Source organism: Mesorhizobium sp. M9A.F.Ca.ET.002.03.1.2 (assembly GCF_003952365.1).
Taxonomy (GTDB): domain Bacteria; phylum Pseudomonadota; class Alphaproteobacteria; order Rhizobiales; family Rhizobiaceae; genus Mesorhizobium.
In genome coordinates, this window is record NZ_CP034443.1 from 2,402,471 (window position 1) to 2,424,646 (window position 22,176).

A 22,176-nucleotide genomic window follows, 5' to 3' on the forward strand; every position below is an offset into this window, starting at 1 on the left:
ACTTGGCTCATCGCCGTGCCCTTGGTGCAAAATGGAAGGCGCCACTGGCGTCCCGCTGTTCTCAACCGTTGTTCCCGCCAGCGGGGCGACGCTTTTCGATATCGCCGGATTCCAGCGCAGGTGGACGCCATCCCGCATCCCGGGCCGGTGCCGACCGTCCCCGAGAAGAATGTGACACCAGATCCCAACGCCTTGAAGCTCAAGGGGCACGCGCGCCGCACCAACTTCCGGGCAGGAGTAGCGGCCGCAGTAGTCGGCGTCGCTGGCTTGATGATGGCGCAGATCTGGGTGCTGGGCATTGCCTTGGGGGTTTTTCTGGGGTTGAGAGGTTTCTTGAACAGGGACAGTGAGGCTGCGGAATACCGGCGCATCGCCGGCGAGGCCGCCACCCAGTGGAAAAACGCGCAAACCACGTGGATGCAGAGAGCCGGGCCGGATGCCTTCGACAGGCAAAAAACGGTGCTCGCCGGGCTCAGGCGCGAATGGGACATCTTACCTTCCAAACGGTAGCCAGGATCTCGGAGCTCGAGCGCAACCGCCGTCAGGCGCAACTGCACCGGTTCCTGGACAACTTTGAAATCTCATCGGCAAAGATCGAGAGCATCGGACCGGGAAAGAAACAGGTCCTGGAGTCGTATGGCGTCGAAACAGCGCTCGATGTCGAGAGGAACAAGCTCTACAGCGTGTCCGGATTCGAACCCAAAACGGCGCAGAAGTTGTTAAATTGGCGAAGGTCCGTCGAAGCCCGCTTTGTCTTCGATCCCTCACGCGCGATCGATCCACGCGATATCGCGCAGATTGACCAGGATATTCTCGGCGACCGCAAGCGGCTGCAGGGCGCCTTGGTTCTCGGTCTTGAGCAACTCAAGCAGACAAGAGCCCAGATTCTTGCCGCCCGTGAACACAGTCGCCCGGAAATGGAGCGGTTGGCATTGGATCAGTCGTCGGCAAACGTTGCCGCGATTTCAGGTTGAGACGGCTAACGCTGGATCGCCAATCAGGCTCGGTGGGTTTTGGCATACCTTCATCACCCCGGGTTGCGCGTCAGTGTGAAATACCCATTTCACCTTGTTGGAGGCCTCGACGATTTTGGCCGGTCGGAGCGCTGACTCGAAGGAGAGGTGAACGGCGGCTTTGCGCCTCATTCCAGCCGCTCGAATTGCCCAAGCCATTTCCTGAAAGCTGCCGATCCAGGGGATCCGTCTGGACGTCGATGGCAAGGGTGGTGGACGTACGGCTTCGCCACCAAGCAGGCCGCAACGGATTTCAGGATGTTACGGGTTAGGCGGTGACCCTTGGGCCACTCATGCAGCCATGTCTCATGCTGTCTCGAATCACGTTGTTGACGGTGCAAGCATCGCCGTCAAATCGCTCAGTCCGAGCGTGGCGGGCGCGCAACACTCAATCAGGTATAGCAGTCGCTAGGGCTATATGCATTTAGTGACACGGCCACCCGATCTTTGCGGTCGCAAGTCTTTACCAAGTGTCGTTTCTCGGCAAGGCTGATCATTGAGGCACTCACGCCGCGAGGATTGAAGAATGCTTAACCAGGCAGAAACACTCTACCCATCTCTGACCCCTCTTGCGGTCCAGGTCCGCTGGAAGGTTCCAACCGAATTTCCGGCGTGCCCGGACGAATTCACCGACGACGCCCTTCTTCTTTATGAATCGCGCCTCTCTTTCGGAAGTATCTTCGCGCGCAACCAGCTCTCCACGAGCCTCGTCGTCGACCGGAATCTCAAGGACGATGACCTGATCGTACTCACTCATTTTGCCGGCGACGCCATAAAGAATTGGGCAGTGGCCCACATTTCAATCCATGATGGCCTTTTCCATCACCGAAGCGAATTCACCTTCTTCAGTCTCAAGGGCGCTCTGAAGCACTTCTGCGAACTAGCTGGAGAGGACCTTGGCGACTCGATCGATGACTATTGCTGATGACGTATCAGCTGATGTCGATGCAGAAATGTTGCTGCATATTGACGATTCCGGTTGAGCGTGGGTGTCGAGTGTGAGCGATGACCTTGTGACGTCGGTCAGGTTCGAAGTCATGGTGCCAAGCAGTATCAATAAGGATGATGCCGGAGGGGCCAAGATGGAACATGAGAACCTGCTAGTCGTCGGTGCCGACTTCTCGAAAATGCGCACGCGCTGAATACGACGTGGTGATCTGCAGACCGGAGGTGCGTTTGAGTTCCATATAGACCTAAACTCGCTATAAGATACGCATCATGCGTTGGAGTTGCACCTCCGGGCTGTGCGCAACGTCGTGGCGGATGACTCCTTTCTACCCAGTGGTCCGCAAAGCCGCCTGTCAGCTTGCGGGCCCAACGCGGTCATTTCGGAACATGCAAGCAGACTAAATAGCGATTGGAACTCAATAACCACGCGGCCACAGCGTTCATGGTTTGTACTTCTAAAGTCGCATAATTGGCAGACTGGAACATGGAACTTGGGTCGCGAGGTGGATCAAATGCGTTACGCAGGGTCGCAGAACGCGCAAGAGACATTGCAGGTCATCTATAATCGAGCTGTCGGCCCAGCCGACTTCCTATTCGTGCCAGTGAGCAATGGCAATCGTACCAGCGACAGCACCCATTGCTCGCTGCTGCTCGTTGATGGCCGCAACCCGGAGCGGGTCGCCTATCACCACGACTCCTCCCGGACAGGGCCACAACGACGAGCCTGCAAACCAGCTCGCAAGGGTGCTGAACGGCACCTTCGAGGCAGCCCCCATGACCCGACAGCCGAATGCTTATGACTGCGGCGTGTTTGTGTTGGCACGTGGGCGCCGATTGGACAATTGATGGCCGGGCAGCGGCGCCGGGTCGCTGCGACGACCTCGTCGCCGACCGGCAGGCGCTGCAAGACCGGCTGAGGCGGCGCTTCCACACGGGATTTGTCTAAAATTCCAAGGGGGATTTGTGGAGGTATGACGCCGACAGGCCGCCTACCGCCAGACTACCCCGCTCATGAACGCGACGCCGGCAGCACTCCCATCTCCTTGAGCAACCAGGCAGCGCCGTCAATCTTGTCCATGGTCCAAAGCATGAAGCGACTGTCGACATGGATGCTTCGACTGCGGTCTGCGGCATATGCCCAATCGGAGATCACTCCATCGAGCGTGCCATCAAAGGCGAGACCGACGAACTCGCCGCGCCCATTCAGCGTGGCCGAGCCGCTATTGCCATTGGTAATGTCGACCGTGGACATGAAGTCGACCGGCAAAGTGCCCAGCTCCGGCGCGACATAGGGGCCATAATTCTTGGCCCGGATCGCAGCGACGGCGGCGGCGGGCGCATCAAACTCGCCCTTGCCAGTGTGCTTGGCCAGAAGTCCCTCAGCCGTGGTGAATGGCGTCCAGATCTGCCCGTCGCGTGTTCGCCCCGACACCTTGCCCCAGGTGATGCGCAGCGATCCATTCGCGTCGGGATACACCGGCCGGCCAATCGCCTGCCAGTAGGCGCGCAGGCCCTGCATATAAGTCGCGCGCGCCGCCTGCGCTCGGCCAGCGCGGTCCTTCGCCGCGCGCTCCGCAGCTATGTCGCCGGGATAGAGCGCGACCGCCAGCTTGATGAAAGGATCGTCCGACGCCTCGAAGGCAGCAGCCCGCTTGTCGAGCCAGCCGAGCCGCGTGGCCGTGTCGGCGAGTTTGGTTTCTGCATAAAGTCGGTCAAGGCCGATTTGGTCCAGAGCCGTTTCGAACGCAGTATCGCGGTCCTTTGCGTCTAGCCGGCGATATTCATCGAGCGCGGCCTCAAATAGCTTGCGATCGATGTCGGGCAGGTAACCGCGTTCGATCTGCGTCAGTTGATCCACGGTCTGGTTACGGTCACGATCCTGAAAGCCGCGTTCGCGGTCTTCATCGAGCTTCTCGTGCTCCTTGGCCCAGCGATACAGAGTGCGCGCGGATGAGAGCATTTGCGCGCGGTTCAGCAGCGCCTGGCGCAGCCCCTCGAGCGAGGCCTGGCTATTCTCGTCCACCATGGCGCCCAGTTCGCCGATCGCTGCGCCATAGCGCGCCTGCCGCGCGGGATCGTCGGCGACCCAGTCGAGATAAGCTTTCTCCTCGATCGCCTTGCGCACGTCGAGCCCGATCGCATTGGCCCCGGCGAGATCGCCCGCCAACTTCTTCTTGTAGTTTTCCACGCCTTGCAGGATGGAGGCGTAGCGGATCTGCGCTTCTCGATTGCCTGCCGTGGTTTGGTTTATCTGGGCCGCATAATCCGACAGCAAATGCTGCAACAGCGGTTCGTACCGCGCGAAATTGAACCGTACTTCATCCGCCGTGCGGAACCGATTGGTTTCTCCGGGAAAGCCGACGACCATGACGAAATCGCCGTCTTGCACGCCTTTAGAGGCAATGCGCAGCCAGCTCTTCGGCCGGTAGGGCACGTTGTCGCGCGCATAAGGCCGGGAGGAACCATCAGGAGCGACATAAGCGCGGTAAAAACCGAAGTCGCCTGTGTGGCGCGGCCACGTCCAATTGTCCGTTTCGCCGCCGAAGTTACCGATGCCGAGCGCGGGCGCATAGACTAGGCGCACGTCCTGAATTTCGAGCTTCTGCTGGAGATAGTAGGAGGCGCCGCCATAATAGGACTCCACGTCGCAGCGGCGATTGGGCTGTTCTTCACATGCGGCGATCAGCGCCTTCCGGTTCCTGTCGAGCCGCTCATAGCGGGCAAAGCCGTTCAGCTTGTCCGATACGCCCTTGAGCATGTCGGCGGTCACATCACGGATATCCTCGATCACATAGATGCGGCTGCCGGGCACCGCGGGTAATTCTTCACCAAGGCTTTTCGCTAGAAATCCCTTGGTGAGATAGTCTTGACTCTCCTTGCTGTTGTACTGGATCGATTCCAGCACGCAGTGACGGTTGGTCGCAACCAGTCCTTGCGGACTGACGAAGGAAGCTGAACATCCGCCCAGTGATACGATCGCGTTGAGCGGGGCAGTGTCTAGACGGCTGAGCTGCGCGGGATCAAGCTGGAGTCCATTCGCGCGCATGGCCGCGCCAAGTTCCGTAATCTGGGCCGGCATCCACATGCCTTCGTTCGCCGACGTCCAGAGCAAGTTCATAGCGGTGGCTTGGGCCAAACGACTAAAATTCGAGTTCATGCTGATCTCGTTCCCATTCTGTGTATTGTTCTCCGCTGATCTGGATCGATGAGCTATCGGGCTGACCGGCGTCCGCAAGCGCCTGCGCGGCAGCCACTGGGTGAAGAGTGAGTGGACGGTCAACACAAAAATCTGGGTGACGCTCCCCTCACATTGTATCGGCAACGTTTGCGGATCATCCGTTGCACTAATCGTGCCAAAGGATGCCTGAGACGCCCTTCGGGTCCCGCGGAGAAGTCATTCGAGACGCCTCTAACAATATCTCCCGCATTGCGGGCCGGCCATTGGAGCGCCTCGTCAATAAAGCTTTCAATCACCTACGTGGTAAGGGCCTTGCGTGTCCGACCTCCGACATTTGGGTCCGACCTCCGACATTTGGTTGTAGACCCGACACTCTCGTCCTCGCTCGCGACGAAGCCCACTGCCGAACAGCCGTCGTTAATTGTGAGAATGCGTGCTATCGTTTCTGTTACGTGCGGTGTTGCGCGAGGACGAGGGTGCGAGGAGTGCCCGGACTTCCCCTTGCCGCAAATCCGCTCGGCGCTTGGCGACATAACCCGGCGGACTATGTGCGCGAGTGCCGGCGTGAGGCGCGAAAGTAAATCTGGGATGAAACGTCGACCATCCGAATCGAGCATGGAAACCTCATCAAAGCGACAACCGCCAACCGGGTTCGCGAGGCAGGCGCGTTCGTCGTCCCGACGAACATCACCTTTGCTGTCGTCGCTCGGGACGGAGCCAGATACGGCATGTCCGCCGAATCCCTTGAAAAGGTGAGCTTCGTTCTCGATGCCGGCTTGTCGGCGCTCGAAACGCTTCAAAGCGCTGGCGTGACCATGGGCTACGGCTCCGATCTGCTTGGCCAGATGCATAGGCACCAATCAGAGGAATTTCTTCTGCGCGGCCGCGTTCTCAAGCCTCGGGACGTGATCCGATCCGCGACGGTGGATGCTGCCCGCGTGCTCAACATGGAAGGCCTCATTGGCACCATCGCGCCTGGCGCTCACGCAGATCTCATCGCCGTCTACGGCAATCCGTTGAAGGACCTCGCGATTTTGTCCGATCCCGCCCGGCTTCGAAAGATCATCAAGGGCGGGCGAGTGGTGAAGAATGAATAACCAGACGCAGGTAATCCGTTGCCATTCAGGGGAATTACGCAACACAGGCAGGAGCACAACAGAACGTATTGAGCAGCTACCGATGGTTGCGAAGGCATGACGCTGCGATTGCCGCCTTCGTGCTGCCGGTGCTCAAAACTCTCAATCGTCCCTGACCAGCCTTGAAATCTCGGCGCTAATGTCGGCTCCTTCGTAGGGCAATGCCTGAGGACGTTTCTCGCACGCCTAGCCGTCATGATACACGCGCTCATTTGATTGCGTGGCATCGGTGGAGAGCGCTGTCACAAACGGCTGGACGACATTCCTCATATCGCGCCGGCGGAGCCTGTTTTCGCCAAAGTCGAACTCGCGGGTGACGCCTACGGCCCCTGCCAAGTTAATCCCATTTGAGATCGAATGCGGTGGGCGTGCCGCTCCTAGCAGCGCCGTTTTTCCCATTGACGTGAAAACATCAGAACAAAGTACTCATAGAACATCGTTTGGTTTCGGTGGTGGCCTATGGCGCATGTGTGGGAGATAGATCACTTGGCACGATTATCGGTTCTTGGAATATCCGGCGGTGTAAGCAACCCGTCCCGCACCACGGCGGTCGTCAATGCGCTGGTCAAGGCGGTCGCGTTGCGCCTGCCTGCCGACACCGGTCTGATTGAGATCACGGAGGCAGCACCGTCGCTTTTCGCCGGACTATCCCGCGGCGCACTTGGCGCATCTGGAGAAGCGATTATCCAGCGTGTCGAGAAGGCCGATTTGCTCGTGGTCGGAACGCCTGTCTATAGGGCTTCCTACACTGGCGCTCTCAAGCACCTGTTCGACCTGGTCGACTATCGCGCGTTGACGGGCAAGACCGTGCTTCTCGCGGCGACCGGCGGGAGCCCATACCATGGCCTGGTGCTCGAACATCAGCTCCGGCCATTGTTCGGCTTTTTTGGCGCTGTCACCGTCCCTACGGGTGTCTACGGCACGCCCGACGATTTCGTCGATGGCGAAATCGTCGGCGCAGCCATCATCGAGCGTATTGCAAGGGCCGCTACCGACGCGGTCTCCTTGCTCAACTCAAGTCACGCAAATGCCGCCGTCGCCACCCGCGTCGGCTGAGCCAATCAACAGGGGAAACGACGACATGAGTTCGCATTCCGACGCCATCAAATTCGCCTACTGGGTCCCGAACGTCTCCGGCGGCCTGGTCATCTCCAACATCGAGCAGCGGACGGGTTGGGATATCGACTACAACCGCAAGCTCGCCCAGATTGCCGAGGCCAACGGGTTCGACTATGCGCTGAGCCAGATCCGTTTCACAGCCGGCTATGGGGCCGACAACCAGCACGAATCAGTCTCGTTCAGCCATGCCTTGCTTGCCGCGACCACAACGCTGAAGGTCATCGCAGCGATCCTGCCCGGTCCGTGGAACCCTGCGCTGGCGGCCAAGCAGATCGCTACCATCAACCACCTGACCAATGGCCGCGTCTCCGTCAATGTCGTCAGCGGCTGGTTCCGAGGCGAGTTCGCCGCGATTGGCGAACTCTGGCTCGATCATGACGAGCGCTATCGCCGGTCGGAGGAATTTATCCGAGCGTTGCGCGGCATCTGGACGGAAGACAGCTTCACGCTGAAGGGCGATTTCTACCGCTTCACCAACTATTCCATGAAGCCGAAGCCGATCGAGCCCTTGCCCGAGATATTCCAGGGCGGCTCGTCGCGAGCCGCTCGCGACATGGCGTCTCGTGTCTCCGATTGGTATTTCACCAACGGCAATACCCCGGAGGAGATCCGGAAGCAGGTCGACGACATCCGCACCAAGGCGAAAGCCAACGGCCACAAGGTTAGGATCGGCGTCAACGCTTTCGCCATCGCCCGCGAGAGCGAGCAGGAAGCGCGCGCCGTGCTCGACGAGATCATCGCCAAGGCGAATCCGGAGGCGGTGCAGGGCTTTGCCGATCAGGTCAAGAATGCCGGCAAGGCCTCGCCGGAAGGCGAAGGCAATTGGGCGAAGTCGTCCCTTGAGGATCTCGTTCAGTACAATGACGGCTTCTGCAGCAATCTCATCGGCACGCCGGAACAGATCGCCGAACGCATCCTGAAACTGAAGGACGCCGGTGCCGACCTGATCCTGCTCGGCTTCCTGCATTTCCAGGAAGAGGTCGAGTTCTTCGGCAAGCGCGTCATTACTCTGGTGCGCGAACTGGAAGCAGCTCGCGACAGGGAGCTTGTCGCCGCGGAATAGGACGGGCGCGGCCCACGGGGCCGCAGCCCACACGCCTTCAAAAGCAGGGACGTTTCATGATTGGTGCTTCGCTGGGAGCCGCCGCATACGAGCGCGCGCCCGAAATTTCCGCCCTTCTTGCTGGTGCTGGTCGCGTTGACGAGACGCGCGCGGTGCGCCTGTCGGCAAAGGCTGATGCGATCCTGACCTTGAGCGGGATCGGCATTTCCTTTGGCGGGGTCAAGGCGCTGAGCGATGTTGATCTCGAAGTCGAAGTCGGCGAGATCCGCGCGGTGATCGGCCCCAACGGCGCCGGCAAGTCCTCACTGATCAACATCATCAGCGGCCTCTATCACGCCGACCGCGGCAGGATTGCGATCGGCGGACAGTCCTTCTCCCGGGTGCCGGCGAGCCGTCTAGCACGGCTCGGCGTTGCGCGAACCTTCCAGAACCTGGCGCTATTCGGCGGTCTGTCCGTGCGCAACAACATCGCGTGCGGCCGCGTCCACACCAGGCGCGCCAGTTTCGTCGAACATATTGCAGGTCTGCCACGCGCCCGGAGCGAAGATGCGGGAATCGCCGAAAAGACCGATCAGATAGTCGCCTTCCTGCATCTCGAAAGCGTCGCCGACCGCCTCGTCGCCACCTTGCCTTACGGCCTGCAGAAGCGGGTCGAGCTGGCGCGCGCGCTGGTCGCCGAGCCGAAGCTGCTGCTGCTCGACGAGCCGATGGCCGGCATGACGGCGACCGAGAAGGCCGAGATGGCCGGCTTCGTGCGAGCCGCGCGCGACCGGCACGGCGTCACCATCATCCTGATCGAGCACGACATCGGCGTCGTCATGGGCCTCTCCGACCGCGTCGCCGTGCTCGACTACGGCCGCAAGATCGCCGACGGCACGCCGGCCGAGGTGCGCGCCGATCCTGCGGTGATCCGGGCCTATCTCGGCACCGCCGAGGGCGAGAATGGCGAGGACATCTGATGAGCTACTATGATTTCCTCTTCGTCATCGAGGTGCTGGTCGGAGGCCTGCTCTCGGGCGTCATGTACTCGCTCGTCGCCATCGGATTCGTGCTGATACAAGACCTCGGGCGTGCTGAACTTCGCGCAAGGCTCGATGGTGCTGTTTGCAGCACTCACTTTCGTCAGCCTGGTCGAACGCCGCGTCCCTTTCGCGCTTTCGCTGCTCATCACCTTCGCGGTCATGGTCGCGCTCGGCTTCACCATCGAGCGGACCGTGCTCAGGCCGCTGGTCAACCGCTCGCCGATGACGCTGTTCATGGCGACGCTGGGGCTCTCCTACATCATCGAAGGTGCCGCCCAGCTTATCTGGGGCACGCAGGTGCACGGGCTCGACCTCGGCATCGACGACACCCCATTCGAGGTCGGCGGCGTACTGATCTCGTCCTTCGACCTGCTGGCGGCGGCGATCGCCGCTGCCATGGTCGCAGGCCTCAGCGCCTTCTTCTATTGGACGCGGATCGGCCTTGCGTTTCGCGCCGTCGCCGACGATCAGTTCGCGGCCCTCGCCGTCGGCCTGCGGCTGCCTCGCATCTGGGGCACCGTGTGGACGGCGGCCGGCTTCGTCGCGCTGGTCGCCGGGCTGTTGTGGGGCGCGCGTCTCGGCGTCCAGTTCTCGCTGTCGCTGATCGTGCTGAAGGCGCTGCCGGTGCTGGTGCTTGGCGGCTTCGATTCCATCCTCGGCGCCATCGTTGGCGGCCTCATCATCGGCGCCAGCGAGAAGCTGGCCGAGGTCTATCTCGGCCCGTTCGTCGGCGGCGGCATCGAGGGCTGGTTCGCCTATGCGCTGGCGCTGGTGGTGCTTTTGGTGCGCCCCTCCGGCCTGTTTGGCCAGAAAACCGTCGAAAGGGTCTGAACCATGGCCGTGCAAGCGCTCGACGCCGCAAGGCTTCCAGTCGACTGGGTGAAACTCGTTCAGAAGCTGGCATTGCCGACCGCCCTGTTCGTCGTCGCCTACGGCGTGGTCCCTGCCTATGCTTCGGGCTATCTGGTCGAGGCGATCCTGCTGCCATTCCTGGCGCTCAGCCTGGCGGCGGTCGGCCTCAATCTGCTGACCGGCTATTGCGGCCAGCTCTCGCTTGGCTCTTCCGCCTTCATGACGGTGGGCGCGTTCGCCGCCTACAATTTCAACCTCAGGGTCGAAGGCCTGCCGCTGGCGGGGACCATGATCCTGGCCGGAATTTCCGCCGCCGGCTTCGGCGTCGTGTTCGGCCTGCCCAGTCTCAGGCTGCGCGGCTTCTACCTCGCCGTCTCGACGCTCGCCGCCCAGTTCTTCGTGCAATGGGCGCTGACCAAGTTCGGCTGGTTCTCCAACGACAACCCGTCCGGGGTGATCTCGGCGCCGCACCTGGCCGTCGCCGGTCTTTCGCTCGACAGCGCGACCGGCCGCTATTTGCTTTCGGTCACCACGGTCATGGTGCTGACGGCCCTCGTCTGGCGCTTGGTCAACAGCGCGACCGGTCGCAACTTCATCGCCGTGCGGGACAACGAAACCGCCGCACGCGTCATCGGTGTGCCGGTGCTGCGAACCAAGCTTCTGGCGTTCGCCATCTCGTCGTTCATCATCGGTATCGCCGGCGTGCTGTGGGCCTTCACCTATCTGCGCACCGTCGAGCCGGCAGGCTTCAATCTCGACCGCTCATTCCAGATCCTGTTCATCATCATCATCGGCGGGCTGGCCTCGATCCGTGGCGCGTTTTTGGGTGCGGCGTTCATCGTTGTCCTCCCGCTCTTTCTGTCCCGGCTCGGCGCCTTCCTGTTCGGCGGCCTGTTCGATTCGGGCGTTCTCGACATGAGCCAGCGCATCGTGCTCGGCGCCCTTATCATCATCTTCCTCATCGCGGAACCGAGCGGGCTGTCGGCCCTCTTCGACCGCCTCAAACGACGGATCGGCTCAAGGTCCAGCTGATTGCCGCTCAACTTCCTCCTCCGCTCGGACCAACCCATCAGGAGACGTAAGCAATGACCTTCTTCAGTCACCTAAGAAAAGCGGCGATCGCCACGGCCTTCGTGCTCGGCGCGACGGCGGTTCACGCCGAAGAACAATACTTTCCCCTGCAGAGCTACCGTGTCGGTCCGTATGCGGCCGGCGGAACCGGCTTTTTCGGTGGCTTCATCGACTATCTCAACCTGATCAACATCCGCGACGGCGGCGTCAATGGCGTCAAGCTGGCCTGGAGCGAAGGCGAGACGCAATATGAGGTCGAGAAGGGCGTCGAGGTGTATGAACGGTTGAAGAGCAATCCCGGGATCGCTGCCTGGAATCCACTCTCGGTCGGCATCGCCTATGCCATGATCGATCGCATCACCGACGACAAGGTGCCGCTGATCACCATCAACCACGGCCGCACAGACACGACCGACGGGCGGGTGTTCCCTTACGTCTTCCCGCTGCTGCTCAATCCTTACAGCGAGACCTCCGGCATCGTGAACTACATCGCGTCCAAGGAAGGAGGCCTCGACAAGCTCAAGGGCAAGAACATCGTCGTGCTCTATCACGGCTCGCCCTATGGGAAGGAGACGATCCCGATCTATGAGCTGCTGTCGCAGAAATACGGCTTCGAGCTGTCGCAGATCGAGGTGCCGCATCCCGGCAACGAGCAGCAGGCGCAGTGGCTGACCATCCGGCGCGAGCATCCTGACTATGTCGTGCTGCGCGGCTGGGGCGTGATGAACCCCGTCGCCTTGAAGACCGCGCAGAAGACAGGCTTCCCGGCCGATCACATCATAGGCAATGTCTGGTCGAATTCCGAAGAGGATGTCATCCCCGCCGGCGATGCCGCCAAGGGCTATACGGCCATCACCACCCAGGCCTCGGGTGAGCGATATCCGGTGGTCCAGGAGATCGTCAAAACGGTCTACGGCGACGGCAAAGGCAATCTCGAGGACAAAAGCCGCATCGGCTCGGTCTACCACAATCTCGGCATCGTCAATGGCATCCTCAATGTCGAGGCGGTCCGCATCGCACAGGCCAAGTTCGGCAACCGCACGCTGACCGGCGACGAAGTGCGTTGGGGCTTCGAGCATCTCAAGCTCGATCCGGCGCGCGTCGAGGCACTCGGCGCCAAGGACCTGTTCCACTCGATCAACGTCTCCTGGGACAATCACGAGGGTGACGGCTACGTGACCTTCCAGCAATGGGACGGCAAGAAGTGGAATGTCGTCTCCGACTGGATCGCTCCCGACTGGAAGCTGCTGCGTCCGATCATCGAGAAGTCGTCCGAGGCGTTGCCAAGGAAAAGGGCATCAAGATCCGCACGGCCGAGGACGCCGACGCGGTGGTCAGCAACTGAATTTGGTATGGTGCGGCCGACAAATCTGGCCGGCCGCGCCATCCACCTTCCCGAGCGGAGTCATCGATGTCCATCCCGGAATACCCGATACTGTCAGTTAGCAGCGTGGAAGCTGTCTACAACGGCGCCATCGCCGCCCTACACGGCGTCGACTTGTTGGTTGGCAGGGGCGAGATCGTCGCGCTGCTCGGCTCCAACGGTGCCGGCAAGACGACACTGCTGCGCGCCGTATCCAATCTCCTTCCGGCTGAGCGCGGCGCCATTACCGCCGGTCGGATCACCTTCGGTGGCGAGGATGTTTCAAGGGCAAGCCCCTCGCACCTAGTCCGCAGCGGCCTTGTCCAATTCCTCGAGGGCCGGCATTGCTTCCGCTCGCTGACGGTCGAAGAGAACCTCTTCACCGGCGCGCTCGGACGCTCGTCCTCTCGCACGGGCGTCAAGGCCGACCTCGATCGTGTCTATTCACTTTTCCCAAGGCTCGCCGAGAAGCGGCGAACCCGGTCCGGCCTCACTTCCGGGGGCGAGCAGCAGATGACGGCTATCGGCCGGGGTCTGATGTCGCGGCCGAAACTCTTTGTTCTGGACGAGCCGTCGATGGGGCTGGCACCGCTGATCGTCGACGAGATCTTCAGCGCCCTGAAACGGCTCAACCGCGACGAAGGCCTTTCGATCCTCGTTGCCGAACAGAATTCGGCGGTCGCGCTGAAATACGCCGACCGCGCCACCGTGCTCGAGAACGGCGTCAGCGTGCTGGAAGGATCGGCTGCCGACTTGCGCCAGCGCACCGATATCAAAACCTACTACCTCGGCGGCGCGCCGCTTCCACCGCAACATTTTCCCAAGGAGACAGCAGCATGACCATCCAATCCAGGCAGGCGTCGGATAGCCGCAGTGCCGTCCCGCCGGTCGAACGACCCTCTGCCAAGGCGCATGTGATCAAGGCCGATGCCGAGGCAATCGCTGTCGCCGAAAAACTCGCCGCCGAATTCGCCAGGGATGCCTCCAAGCGGGATCGTGAACGCATCTGGCCGAAGGAAGAGCTCGATGCGTTTTCGCAGAGCGGCCTGTGGTCGATCAACGTGCCGAAAGCCTATGGCGGGCCGGAGCTCTCCTATGTGACCCTGTCGAAAGTGATCAGCATCATCTCGGCGGCCGATCCGTCGCTCGGCCAGATTCCGCAGAACCATCTTGGCGTCGTCGCCGCTATCCGCACCGTCTCCGACGAGGCGCAGAAGAAGCTGCTTTTCGCTGAGGTGCTGTCCGGCACGCGCTTCGGCAACGCGTTCTCCGAGTTCGGCTCCAAGCGCGCGGCCGACTTCGAGACAAAGTTCGTCGACGCCGGCCACCATGTCGTGGTCAACGGCCAGAAATTCTATTCGAGCGGTGCTCTGCTTGCCCCTCTGGTTCCGATCGTGGCGCTCGATGACGAGGGGCGCGCCTGGTATGCCATCGCCGATCGCGGCGCGCCCGGACTGACGGTGATCGACGACTGGTCGAGCTTCGGACAGAAGACGACTTTGTCCGGCACGGTCCTGCTCGACAATGTCAAGGTGCCCAAAACGCATCTTGTCCCCGGCTACAAGGGCTATGACAGGCCGACGGCCGACGGCGCCATCTTCCAGATCATCCAGGCCGCGGTCGATCTCGGCATCGCCAAGGCGGCGATCGACGAGACTGTCGGCTTCGTGCGCACCAAGTCGCGCGCCTGGATCGACAGCGGCGTCGATCATGCCTGGCAGGATCCTTATACGATCCAGGCGATTGGCGACCTTCGCCTGCGGGCCAAAGCGGCAGAGGCGGTTCTGGAAAGGGCCGGGCTTGCGGTCGATCGCGCCGTGGCCGACCCGAACGAGAAGACCGTCGCGGAAGCGCAGATCGCGGTTGCCGAATCCAAGATCCTCACGACAGAGATCGCCATCATTGCCACGAACAAGCTGTTCGAGCTCGCCGGCACACGCTCGACGCTGGCCGAGCACAATCTCCACCGGCACTGGCGCAACGCCCGCACCCACACGCTGCACGATCCGGTGCGCTGGAAATACGCGATCCTCGGCAACTACTACCTCAACGACGTAAATCCGCCGCTCCATGCCTGGAGCTGAGCGAAGCGCCTCCAAATCACAGAGGACCATTCATGAGCATTGCCACTCCCGACAGGATCAAGGTCCTGTGGTTTCTGCCGACTCATGGCGACAGCCGCTATCTCGGCACCTCAGAGGGGGGCAGGGCGGTCGACTTGCCCTATCTCACCCAAGTCGCGAAAGCCGCCGATGCCATCGGCTACTATGGCGCGCTGCTGCCGACAGGACGCAGTTGCGAAGATAGCTGGGTCGTGGCGTCGGCGCTGGCACCGCTGACGCAGCGGCTTCGCTTCCTTGTCGCCGTCCGGCCGGGCCTGCAATCGCCGACGCTAGCCGCGCGCATGACCTCGACGCTCGACCGCATTTCCAGCGGACGGCTGCTCATCAACGTCGTCACCGGCGGGGATCCGGTCGAGAACAAGGGCGACGGCATCTTCCTCAGCCATGACGAGCGCTATGAGGTGACGCGGGAATTCCTCGACATCTACAAGGCGGTGCTTCGCGGCGAGACCGTAGCGTTCGCAGGCAAGCACTTCCGTATCGAGGACGGTCGCCTACTGTTTCCGCCCGTGCAGACGCCACATCCGCCGCTCTATTTCGGCGGCTCGTCCGATGCCGCTAACGCGGTCGCCGCCGAACAGATCGACAAATATTTGACCTGGGGCGAACCGCCGGCGGACGTCGCGGCAAAGATTGCCCATGTGCGCGGTCTTGCCGAGAAAGCCGGGCGCCAGGTGACCTTCGGCATCCGGCTGCATGTCATCGTCCGCGAGACCAATCATGAGGCCTGGGCCGACCGACCGCCTGATCAGCCGCCTGGACGACAACACGATAACCGAGGCGCAGAAGGTTTTCGCGCGCATGGATTCCGTCGGCCAGTCGCGCATGAGCCGGCTTCATGGCGGCCGCCGCGACAAGCTCGAAATCAGTCCGAACCTGTGGGCTGGCGTTGGCCTGGTGCGCGGCGGCGCCGGCACCGCCCTGGTCGGCGATGCGGCGACAGTTGCGGAACGGATCGACGAATACCGGCGCATTGGCATCGATAGCTTTATCCTGTCCGGCTATCCGCATCTGGAGGAGGCCTATCGGTTTGGCGAACTGGTGTTGCCGTTGTTGCCGCTCGATCATGAAATCTCGACGCGCCCGACGGCAGTGAACATGGGACCGTTCGGCGAAACGGTGGCCGGCGACCATCGGCCTTCGGCACTGCGCGCGAGTCAGTCTTGAGCGCCAGAGACTTGGGCAGGGGACCGGTCGTAGCCATCATCGGTGGCGGCTTTTCCGGTGCGGCGACCGCGTTTCATCTTGCGCGGCTGCTGCCCGCCGGTGCTGCCGATATCGTGGTCGTCGAGCCCAGAGAGGGGCTCGGCTATGGTCTGGCCTACTCGACGGCCGATCCTTCACACCGCATCAATGTGCCGGCGTCGAGAATGACGCTGATCTCCGGCCAGGACAGCCACTTTGCCGATTGGCTGGAGCAGACCGGCGCGATTCTCGACGATGCCGAGGCTATTGCCGCAAATGGAGCACTCTACCCACAACGACGCGTTTTCGGGCGCTACGTGGAATCTTATCTCCAACCCTTTCTGTTCGGCAAAGTGATCCGTCATGTCAGGTCCGCCGTCGCGTCAGTCGAGCTTAGTGGCCAGGGCTACATCCTGATTCTCGCTGATGGAAGGACGCTCGCAGCCGACGCCCTAGTGATTGCGGCGACGCATCCGCCACCGGCCTTGCCATCGGCCCTGCGGTCTGTGGCTGCTGCTGCCCGGCTGGTGGCCAATCCCTATGATCTCGGAGGGCTGCAAGCGATCGGCCGCGACGACCAAGTGCTCGTAGTCGGCACTGGATTGACGTCGGCGGATATCATTGCCACGCTGGACCGCAATGGGCATCGTAGCCGCATCGTCGCGCTGTCACGTCATGGTTATCGTTCGCGCAGCCACGCGGTGCTCCCGGGCGACCCGATTGGTGATTTCATCAGTCTGCCTTCACGCAGCGCAACAGTGATGCTCAGACGCATCCGGGCCACGATCCTAGATGCCAAGCGTCGGGGCGAAGACTGGCACCCGGTGCTCGATGCCGTCCGACGTCAGGGACAAATCATCTGGCAGGCCCTGCCGCTCGACGAGCAACGCCGCCTCGTGCGCCATTTGCGCACGCTGTGGGATGTGCATCGCTTCCGCATCGCGCCACAGGTCGCGGACGTGCTCGATCGCCGCGTTGCCGAAGGCATGCTCGCCTATCGCGCCGCATCGATCGTCGGCGCCGAGCAGGTCGACGGGCGCATTCGGGTCACGCTGCGGCCAAGGCGCCAACCCACTCAGACAACCGAGACGTTCGACAGGGTGGTCGTCACGACCGGGCCGGCGCATGCCGATATTTTCCGGACCAACACAGCAATTGCCGATCTCGGGCGAATGGGACTGGTCCGGCTAGACCCGATTGGCCTTGGCCTGGCGACCGACAGCCAAGGCCGTGCGGTCAGCACTTCCGGCCGACCGACCGACAGCATTTTCGTCAGCGGGCCGCTGGCGCGCGGCAGCGTTGGCGAATTGATGGGAATTCCCGAAGTCACCGCGCATGCCGAGCGTATAGCCGCTGAAATCCACCAATGGCTTGGATACCAAACGGCGTTGCGTCGTAAGGCGTCGTGAAGCTGCAAACACGATGAGGCTATCCAGATGACACTCACCGAGCGTATTGCGAAGGTGGAAGCCCATCGTGTCGTAAATAGGCCACTGGTCGCGTGCCGCTCCTGGCGCTTTTAGCAGATCCGCTCGACCTCGGAGGTGCCGATCTCCATGCCCAGACTTCGCACCGGCGTCCACCGCTTTGATGACGATCCGAGACGATCAGCCCACCGCGGCGGGTCGAGAAAGCACTGGGCGGGAAGACGCCTACAGCGAGGCTGCTCGCCTTGTGGCCGCAGAGAGGGAAAGAATCTGCCGCCGGACATCGACTTCAGTGGTTTAGAGAAGGCGGCTCGGCAGCGACCTCTGCGTGAACCCAGACGCCTTGAAAAGCCCGATGCGTCCGGATTTTGGCGGTGATCTTCATCAAATGCGATGAGCTGCAATTTCTGGCGACGGCCACGCTAAGGGCGGGCCTCCAGCACCATGTTGAACGGTGTCTCCGCGGCGCGACGCAATCGCTTGAAGCCGCCACCGGTCACCACCTTGCGCAGCCTCGCCTCACCGGCCTGGGCTCCAAGCGCGAGCCCGACTTCCTGCGACACGGACGCGGGCGTGCACACGAACGTGGAAGCGGCATAGTAAACGCGTCCGACGGGATTGAGGTTCGCCGCCAGATGATCATGCGCGAACGGCTCGACGATCATCCACGTGCCATCCGGCTTGAGCGATCCGTGGACATGGGTGGCGGCGCCCGTCGGGTCGCCCATGTCGTGAAGGCAATCGAAGAATGTGACGAGGTCATAGGTTCCGGGATAGCTCTTGGCGGCCGCGACGTCGAACCGCGTGTTGACGCCGACGCCGGCTACCTCGGCCGCCTTGCGGGCGCGCTCAATCGAAGGGGCATGATAGTCGAAGCCGACGAAGCGCGAATTGGGGAAGGCCTGTGCCATGAGCACGGTCGATGCACCATGACCGCATCCAACATCCGCGACGTCCACGCCGCGTTCGAGCTTCTCGACGACGCCCTCCAAGGCCGGCAGCCAGGAGTCGATCAGATTGGCATTGTAGCCTGGACGGAAGAACCGTTCCGTACCGCGAAACAGACACGCGCTATGATCGTGCCACCCGACGCCCTTGCCGGACTGGAATGCCTGCCTCACCTTTTCTTCATCGAGCCACAGCGCGGACAGGAACTCGAATGCGCCTGCCATGAAGGCCGGGCTGTCTTCATCGGCGAACACCAGCTCTTGCTCGGCGTTGAGATAGAATTTGTCGCTCGCTTCGGTGGTCGGGAATGACAGCCACCTCCATGCCGTTGAAAAGCAGGAAATCCGTCACGTTGCCCTCGTCGGTAACCGGCGGAGCCGGAGTGGTCGTCACCAGGGCAAGCCCTGTCGCAGCAGGTATCCTAGGGCAGCCCGTCAGAACATCGATGACTCCGGTTGTGGTGCCGGGGCGGGCGATCAGGGGCCAAATGATTGTTCCGAGGCGGCTGTATGTTGTGGTAAGGTGATCATGCGAATTCTTGTTGGTCGGTCACGTGTTTTGCGGATGACCCGCATGTACTGTGCCAAATGAGAAAACCATTCAAACGCAATCCAGTAGATCTGACTGTATCCGACATTGTCGGAATTTGGACATCGCCGAACGCGAAGCGCTCGGGGCTTGTGACGATACTTGAGCGTGCTGCTTCGGAGGAGGGATGCGCCTCGAACCGGCCGCGAGGCCTTTTTCTGGCAACGGATATTCCGGCCGGGTTAGGCCGCGAGGAAAGCGACGGTGAATAAGAGGTAGAGGACCAACCGTTTTGAGCGGGTAGTTGCCGTGTTGCGCCCCCACGCAAAGGCCAGCACCACGGAGCAGTATTTCTGGTGGCGACACTACAACGCCTTTAAGTGCCGGTTACCCGTTTTTACCCGATGCTGGATACGACTACAACGACTCCTTCCCGAGCCTGCGTGCGGCGCTTACCTGGAAGATGGAAGCCGGTCAGATCGCAACGGGGGAGGGCGGCCAGATCTGGGCAATCCCGCATGCATTTGAGAACATCCAGCTGTTCTACCGCAAGGATACCTTGGAGAAGTATAACATCGCGGTTCCGACGTCTCCGCCGGAAATGGCAAAGGCGTGCGAACAACTCAAAGCCGCCGATCCTTCCATCACGCCGTTGGGGGTGCGAGGCGTGCGTTTCTGGAGCAGTATCCACACCGCCGCAGTCTCGATCGCCCGCTCCTACGGTGTCCACGGATTTTGTCGTCACGGACGGCAAGCTCGACACGGGTCTGGATTCGCCGGAATCGATCGCGTTCCACAAGGATTACGTGGACATGATCAAGAAGTGCGCGGCTCCTTCCTTCGCCAATGATAACTGGTACGAGTTCGTGGACGGCATCTCCTCCGGCCGCACCGCGATGGCGATCGACTCAAATATGTTCGGCTTCTGGAACGATGTTGCGGGGAAGCCGGCATCCGGCAAGATCGCCTTCGCTCCGCCGCTGCACGCACCGAGCGCCACGAGCTTCGATTCTAACATCTGGATCTGGGCTCTCGCCATGAACGCGGCTTCCGAAAAGAAGGGCACGGCCTGGCTGTTCATCCCGTGGGCCACCTCCAAGCAGGTGGCGCTCAAGGGTGCCCTTGCCGGCCAGCTCGTCAATCCGCCGCGCACGTCGACCTGGCAGGACGACACCTGGACTAAGTACGCTTCGCAGCCCGAGTTCAACAACTTCGTTGACAGCTTCAAAAAGACACAGGACCACGCCGCGCTGGCTTTCACACCGCGTGTCGGCTTCGGCGAAGCCATGAACGCATGGGCCGTGGCGATGCAGAAGATGGTAAACGGCGATGACGTCGAGACGACGTTGAGGGCGCTTGCCGAAGAAATCCGCACTGGCCTCTGATCAAAAGGAACAGGGCAGTACTATTGCACTGCCCTGTTCCCGCCAACGGCGGAGATCACGCCGTGTCACCCCAAGCACTTAAACCCAGCGTGCCGATGGCAGCCGAAGGACCTGGCGCGCGCGCCTCGTCCGGTTCGGCTTCGCTGGAGGGGCGTTCCATCGACTGTTTCAGCCTTGCAATCATCCAGGCGCTGGCCAAAAGCCAGATGGAGCGCCGGCTCAGGAACCGGCGCAAAAACTCGAGCCTGCCGGCGCTGATCGAGCTGGTGCTGGCGCGGCCGCTGGTGTCGGCAGGTCTGGTCGCGGCCGAGCTGAAAATTAGCCAGCGCGCTGCGCTCGGGCTGGTGCCGAACTCGGCATCCGTGAGGTGACCGGCAGGGGCGCTACCGGACGTGGGGCCCCGTTTAGCTGCGGCGGGCTTTGGCGAAAGCGACAGCACTGATGATTTTTGCTGTACGCTCATTCTCCCTCATCTGCGCGTTGACAGAAAACCAGCAGCCGAGGGTCACTGCACGCTGTGCTCCCGCGATTTCCGGAAAACCAATGAAGAACGACTTTGATCTATCGCGCGAAACGTATCATTCAACCATGTCGAGAACGGGCGTGACGGCACGTACACTATGGACCAGAGAACTTTGTCTGGCGACTTTGCGCACGCCTGCAGAACTCTTCGGAAAACTTCCTTCTGTTGATCCAATGATCGTAATGAGCTGGAGTGGCATCGCCGCTCTCCCCGGTTCTTGCTCTCTCAGTTGAACTTGATGCTAGCCTGCACGAACACGCCGTAGCGCTTTGCCTTCCAATCGTCGGCCTGCGGGGAACCACGACCGCCCATTGCCTCTTCGAAATGAGCCGTGCCGTTATTCGCCACGGCCCAGTAGCGGGCGCCGACGCCGATGTTGAACAAATCCGTGACCTTGTAGTTCAACACCGCCTCGAGCTGGACGCCATGCCCATCGCCGTCTTCGGGAATTAGCTTGATCTTGGGGCGCATGTGGTGCTGATCTTTGCCGTCGAGCCGCGTGAAGAGGAACGCCACGTCACCAGAAAGGCTGAGTCGCGCGGTGAGTTGCGTCTGCCCGGCCAAGCCGAGTCGCAGCGAATGCCAATCGTTGTCCTGGCTGATGAGGTTGACGTAGGTCGGGACGGTTGGCACACAGGTCCTCCAGTTGGTCGCCTGCTGCGTGCAACCGAAAGCGTCGTAGCTCTCGTGCCAGAAATTGTTGCCAACAAAAGCACCGATGCGGTAGCGCGGCGCGTTCAAGAAATTATATCCAAGATCGGCGGTGAAATAGCTGACGCCGCCCCCGCGCTGATCACTGAATGTGTTTGAGTAGCCCCCCATTTCCGTAAGAAGTCCTCGTCATGAGAAAACCCTCCCTGATGCCGCCGGCACCGAGGAGGCCTTTACGAAAATGCCAGTCGGATTGTGGATCGCGTTGAAGAAGACTTCACTCGAATGCGCGTCTAGATCGTCATAGGTGAGCCGCGAGACCGGTGACGTACCTTTATGATTGTAAAGGTCCTTCGATGCTTGCCGGTACTGGGCCAGTAGCGTAGTCCACCCTCGAACGAAAAGACTGAGGCCGCCGCCCCGGCTACCGACGCCGACTCGAAATCACCGGCACTCGACGGCGGTTCGGAACTCCTCGGTGCCGCAGCGCCGGCCAAGCCGGGCCCGGTGAAAAATTCGTCGTCGAGGGCAAGGCGCCCGCTGCTTCGCCCGGCCGCGCCGACGATTTTTCTTGGCCGCCAAGGCGGCAGCCTGCGGCCGCGGCCACAACCGAAACGACCACGGCGATCAGTCCGTAAACC

The 22,176-nt window shown here is 61.5% G+C and carries 16 protein-coding genes and 5 pseudogenes; 18 read left to right on the forward strand and 3 right to left on the reverse strand.

Features of this window, described 5'->3' with window-relative positions; translation table 11 throughout:
• Positions 1-120: 120 nt before the first annotated feature.
• The 3 genes from EJ066_RS11780 to EJ066_RS11790 all read left to right on the forward strand — a co-directional run bounded on the left by EJ066_RS11780 (position 121) and on the right by EJ066_RS11790 (position 1,938).
• Positions 121-510 (forward strand): hypothetical protein, encoded by a 390-nt coding sequence (locus tag EJ066_RS11780; protein WP_091600484.1) that lies wholly within the window; start codon positions 121-123, stop codon positions 508-510.
• The gene (locus EJ066_RS11785) at positions 483-974 is read left to right on the forward strand and encodes a hypothetical protein (RefSeq protein WP_091600483.1); all 492 of its coding nucleotides are present in this window, start codon (positions 483-485) and stop codon (positions 972-974) included. Before EJ066_RS11780 ends, EJ066_RS11785 begins: the two co-directional genes overlap by 28 nt.
• A 565-nt stretch (positions 975-1,539) precedes the next feature.
• A complete protein-coding gene (locus EJ066_RS11790) occupies positions 1,540-1,938 on the forward strand; it encodes a hypothetical protein (RefSeq protein WP_091600482.1) in 399 nt (132 codons plus the stop codon).
• Between the two features lie 1,032 nt (positions 1,939-2,970).
• Here EJ066_RS11790 and EJ066_RS11795 read toward each other — a convergent pair.
• A complete protein-coding gene (locus tag EJ066_RS11795) occupies positions 2,971-5,118 on the reverse strand; it encodes a S46 family peptidase (protein ID WP_091600481.1) in 2,148 nt (715 codons plus the stop codon).
• Positions 5,119-5,765: 647 nt separating this feature from the next.
• On the opposite strand from EJ066_RS11795, the gene EJ066_RS11800 reads away from it, so the two are divergent.
• The 11 genes and pseudogenes from EJ066_RS11800 (at position 5,766) to EJ066_RS11850 (ending at position 17,482) form a co-directional block, all read left to right on the forward strand.
• Positions 5,766-6,236 (forward strand): amidohydrolase family protein, encoded by a 471-nt coding sequence (locus EJ066_RS11800; RefSeq protein ID WP_245455196.1) that lies wholly within the window; start codon positions 5,766-5,768, stop codon positions 6,234-6,236.
• A gap of 525 nt (positions 6,237-6,761) precedes the next feature.
• Positions 6,762-7,331 carry an FMN reductase gene (gene msuE / locus EJ066_RS11805; protein WP_245455121.1) on the forward strand — a complete coding sequence of 190 codons (570 nt, stop codon included), beginning with the start codon at positions 6,762-6,764 and terminating at the stop codon, positions 7,329-7,331.
• A 25-nt stretch (positions 7,332-7,356) separates the two neighbouring features.
• Entirely contained in the window at positions 7,357-8,457 is a 1,101-nt protein-coding gene (sfnG, locus tag EJ066_RS11810; protein ID WP_126037988.1) for a dimethylsulfone monooxygenase SfnG, read from the forward strand.
• Between the two features lie 56 nt (positions 8,458-8,513).
• On the forward strand, positions 8,514-9,416 hold the full coding sequence (locus EJ066_RS11815) for an ABC transporter ATP-binding protein (RefSeq protein ID WP_126037991.1): 903 nt from the start codon (positions 8,514-8,516) through the stop codon (positions 9,414-9,416).
• Positions 9,416-10,310 (forward strand): annotated as a pseudogene (locus EJ066_RS11820) (branched-chain amino acid ABC transporter permease). Before EJ066_RS11815 ends, EJ066_RS11820 begins: the two are co-directional and overlap by 1 nt.
• A gap of 3 nt (positions 10,311-10,313) precedes the next feature.
• Positions 10,314-11,363: a branched-chain amino acid ABC transporter permease gene (locus EJ066_RS11825; protein WP_126037994.1), complete on the forward strand. Its 1,050-nt coding sequence runs from the start codon at positions 10,314-10,316 to the stop codon at positions 11,361-11,363.
• Between the two features lie 53 nt (positions 11,364-11,416).
• Positions 11,417-12,747: pseudogene (locus EJ066_RS11830) on the forward strand (ABC transporter substrate-binding protein).
• A gap of 66 nt (positions 12,748-12,813) precedes the next feature.
• Positions 12,814-13,605 (forward strand): ABC transporter ATP-binding protein, encoded by a 792-nt coding sequence (locus EJ066_RS11835; RefSeq protein ID WP_126037999.1) that lies wholly within the window; start codon positions 12,814-12,816, stop codon positions 13,603-13,605.
• Positions 13,602-14,849 carry an SfnB family sulfur acquisition oxidoreductase gene (locus tag EJ066_RS11840; RefSeq protein WP_126038002.1) on the forward strand — a complete coding sequence of 416 codons (1,248 nt, stop codon included), beginning with the start codon at positions 13,602-13,604 and terminating at the stop codon, positions 14,847-14,849. Before EJ066_RS11835 ends, EJ066_RS11840 begins: the two co-directional genes overlap by 4 nt.
• A gap of 32 nt (positions 14,850-14,881) precedes the next feature.
• Positions 14,882-16,055: pseudogene (gene ssuD / locus EJ066_RS11845) on the forward strand (FMNH2-dependent alkanesulfonate monooxygenase).
• Between the two features lie 11 nt (positions 16,056-16,066).
• Positions 16,067-17,482: an FAD/NAD(P)-binding protein gene (locus EJ066_RS11850; protein ID WP_236473438.1), complete on the forward strand. Its 1,416-nt coding sequence runs from the start codon at positions 16,067-16,069 to the stop codon at positions 17,480-17,482.
• A 440-nt stretch (positions 17,483-17,922) separates the two neighbouring features.
• Here the strand turns inward: EJ066_RS11850 and EJ066_RS11855 are convergent.
• Positions 17,923-18,744: pseudogene (locus tag EJ066_RS11855) on the reverse strand (class I SAM-dependent methyltransferase); the annotation flags it as partial.
• 695 nt (positions 18,745-19,439) lie between these two features.
• On the opposite strand from EJ066_RS11855, the gene EJ066_RS31815 reads away from it, so the two are divergent.
• The 3 genes from EJ066_RS31815 to EJ066_RS11865 all read left to right on the forward strand — a co-directional run bounded on the left by EJ066_RS31815 (position 19,440) and on the right by EJ066_RS11865 (position 20,732).
• Positions 19,440-19,826 carry a hypothetical protein gene (locus EJ066_RS31815; protein ID WP_245455261.1) on the forward strand — a complete coding sequence of 129 codons (387 nt, stop codon included), beginning with the start codon at positions 19,440-19,442 and terminating at the stop codon, positions 19,824-19,826.
• Positions 19,783-20,361, forward strand: a complete 579-nt coding sequence (locus EJ066_RS31820) for an extracellular solute-binding protein (protein ID WP_245455197.1) — start codon at positions 19,783-19,785, stop codon at positions 20,359-20,361. The genes EJ066_RS31815 and EJ066_RS31820 overlap by 44 nt, the downstream gene beginning before the upstream one ends.
• Before the next feature lie 62 nt (positions 20,362-20,423).
• Complete coding sequence (locus EJ066_RS11865) at positions 20,424-20,732, forward strand: helix-turn-helix domain-containing protein (RefSeq protein WP_236473435.1); 309 nt, start codon at positions 20,424-20,426, stop codon at positions 20,730-20,732.
• 377 nt (positions 20,733-21,109) lie between these two features.
• Here the strand turns inward: EJ066_RS11865 and EJ066_RS11870 are convergent, their stop codons facing one another.
• A complete protein-coding gene (locus tag EJ066_RS11870) occupies positions 21,110-21,706 on the reverse strand; it encodes an omptin family outer membrane protease (RefSeq protein ID WP_091600473.1) in 597 nt (198 codons plus the stop codon).
• Between the two features lie 276 nt (positions 21,707-21,982).
• Between EJ066_RS11870 and EJ066_RS31825 the strand changes: the two are divergent.
• Positions 21,983-22,173 (forward strand): annotated as a pseudogene (locus EJ066_RS31825) (DUF459 domain-containing protein); the annotation flags it as partial.
• Positions 22,174-22,176 lie beyond the last annotated feature (3 nt).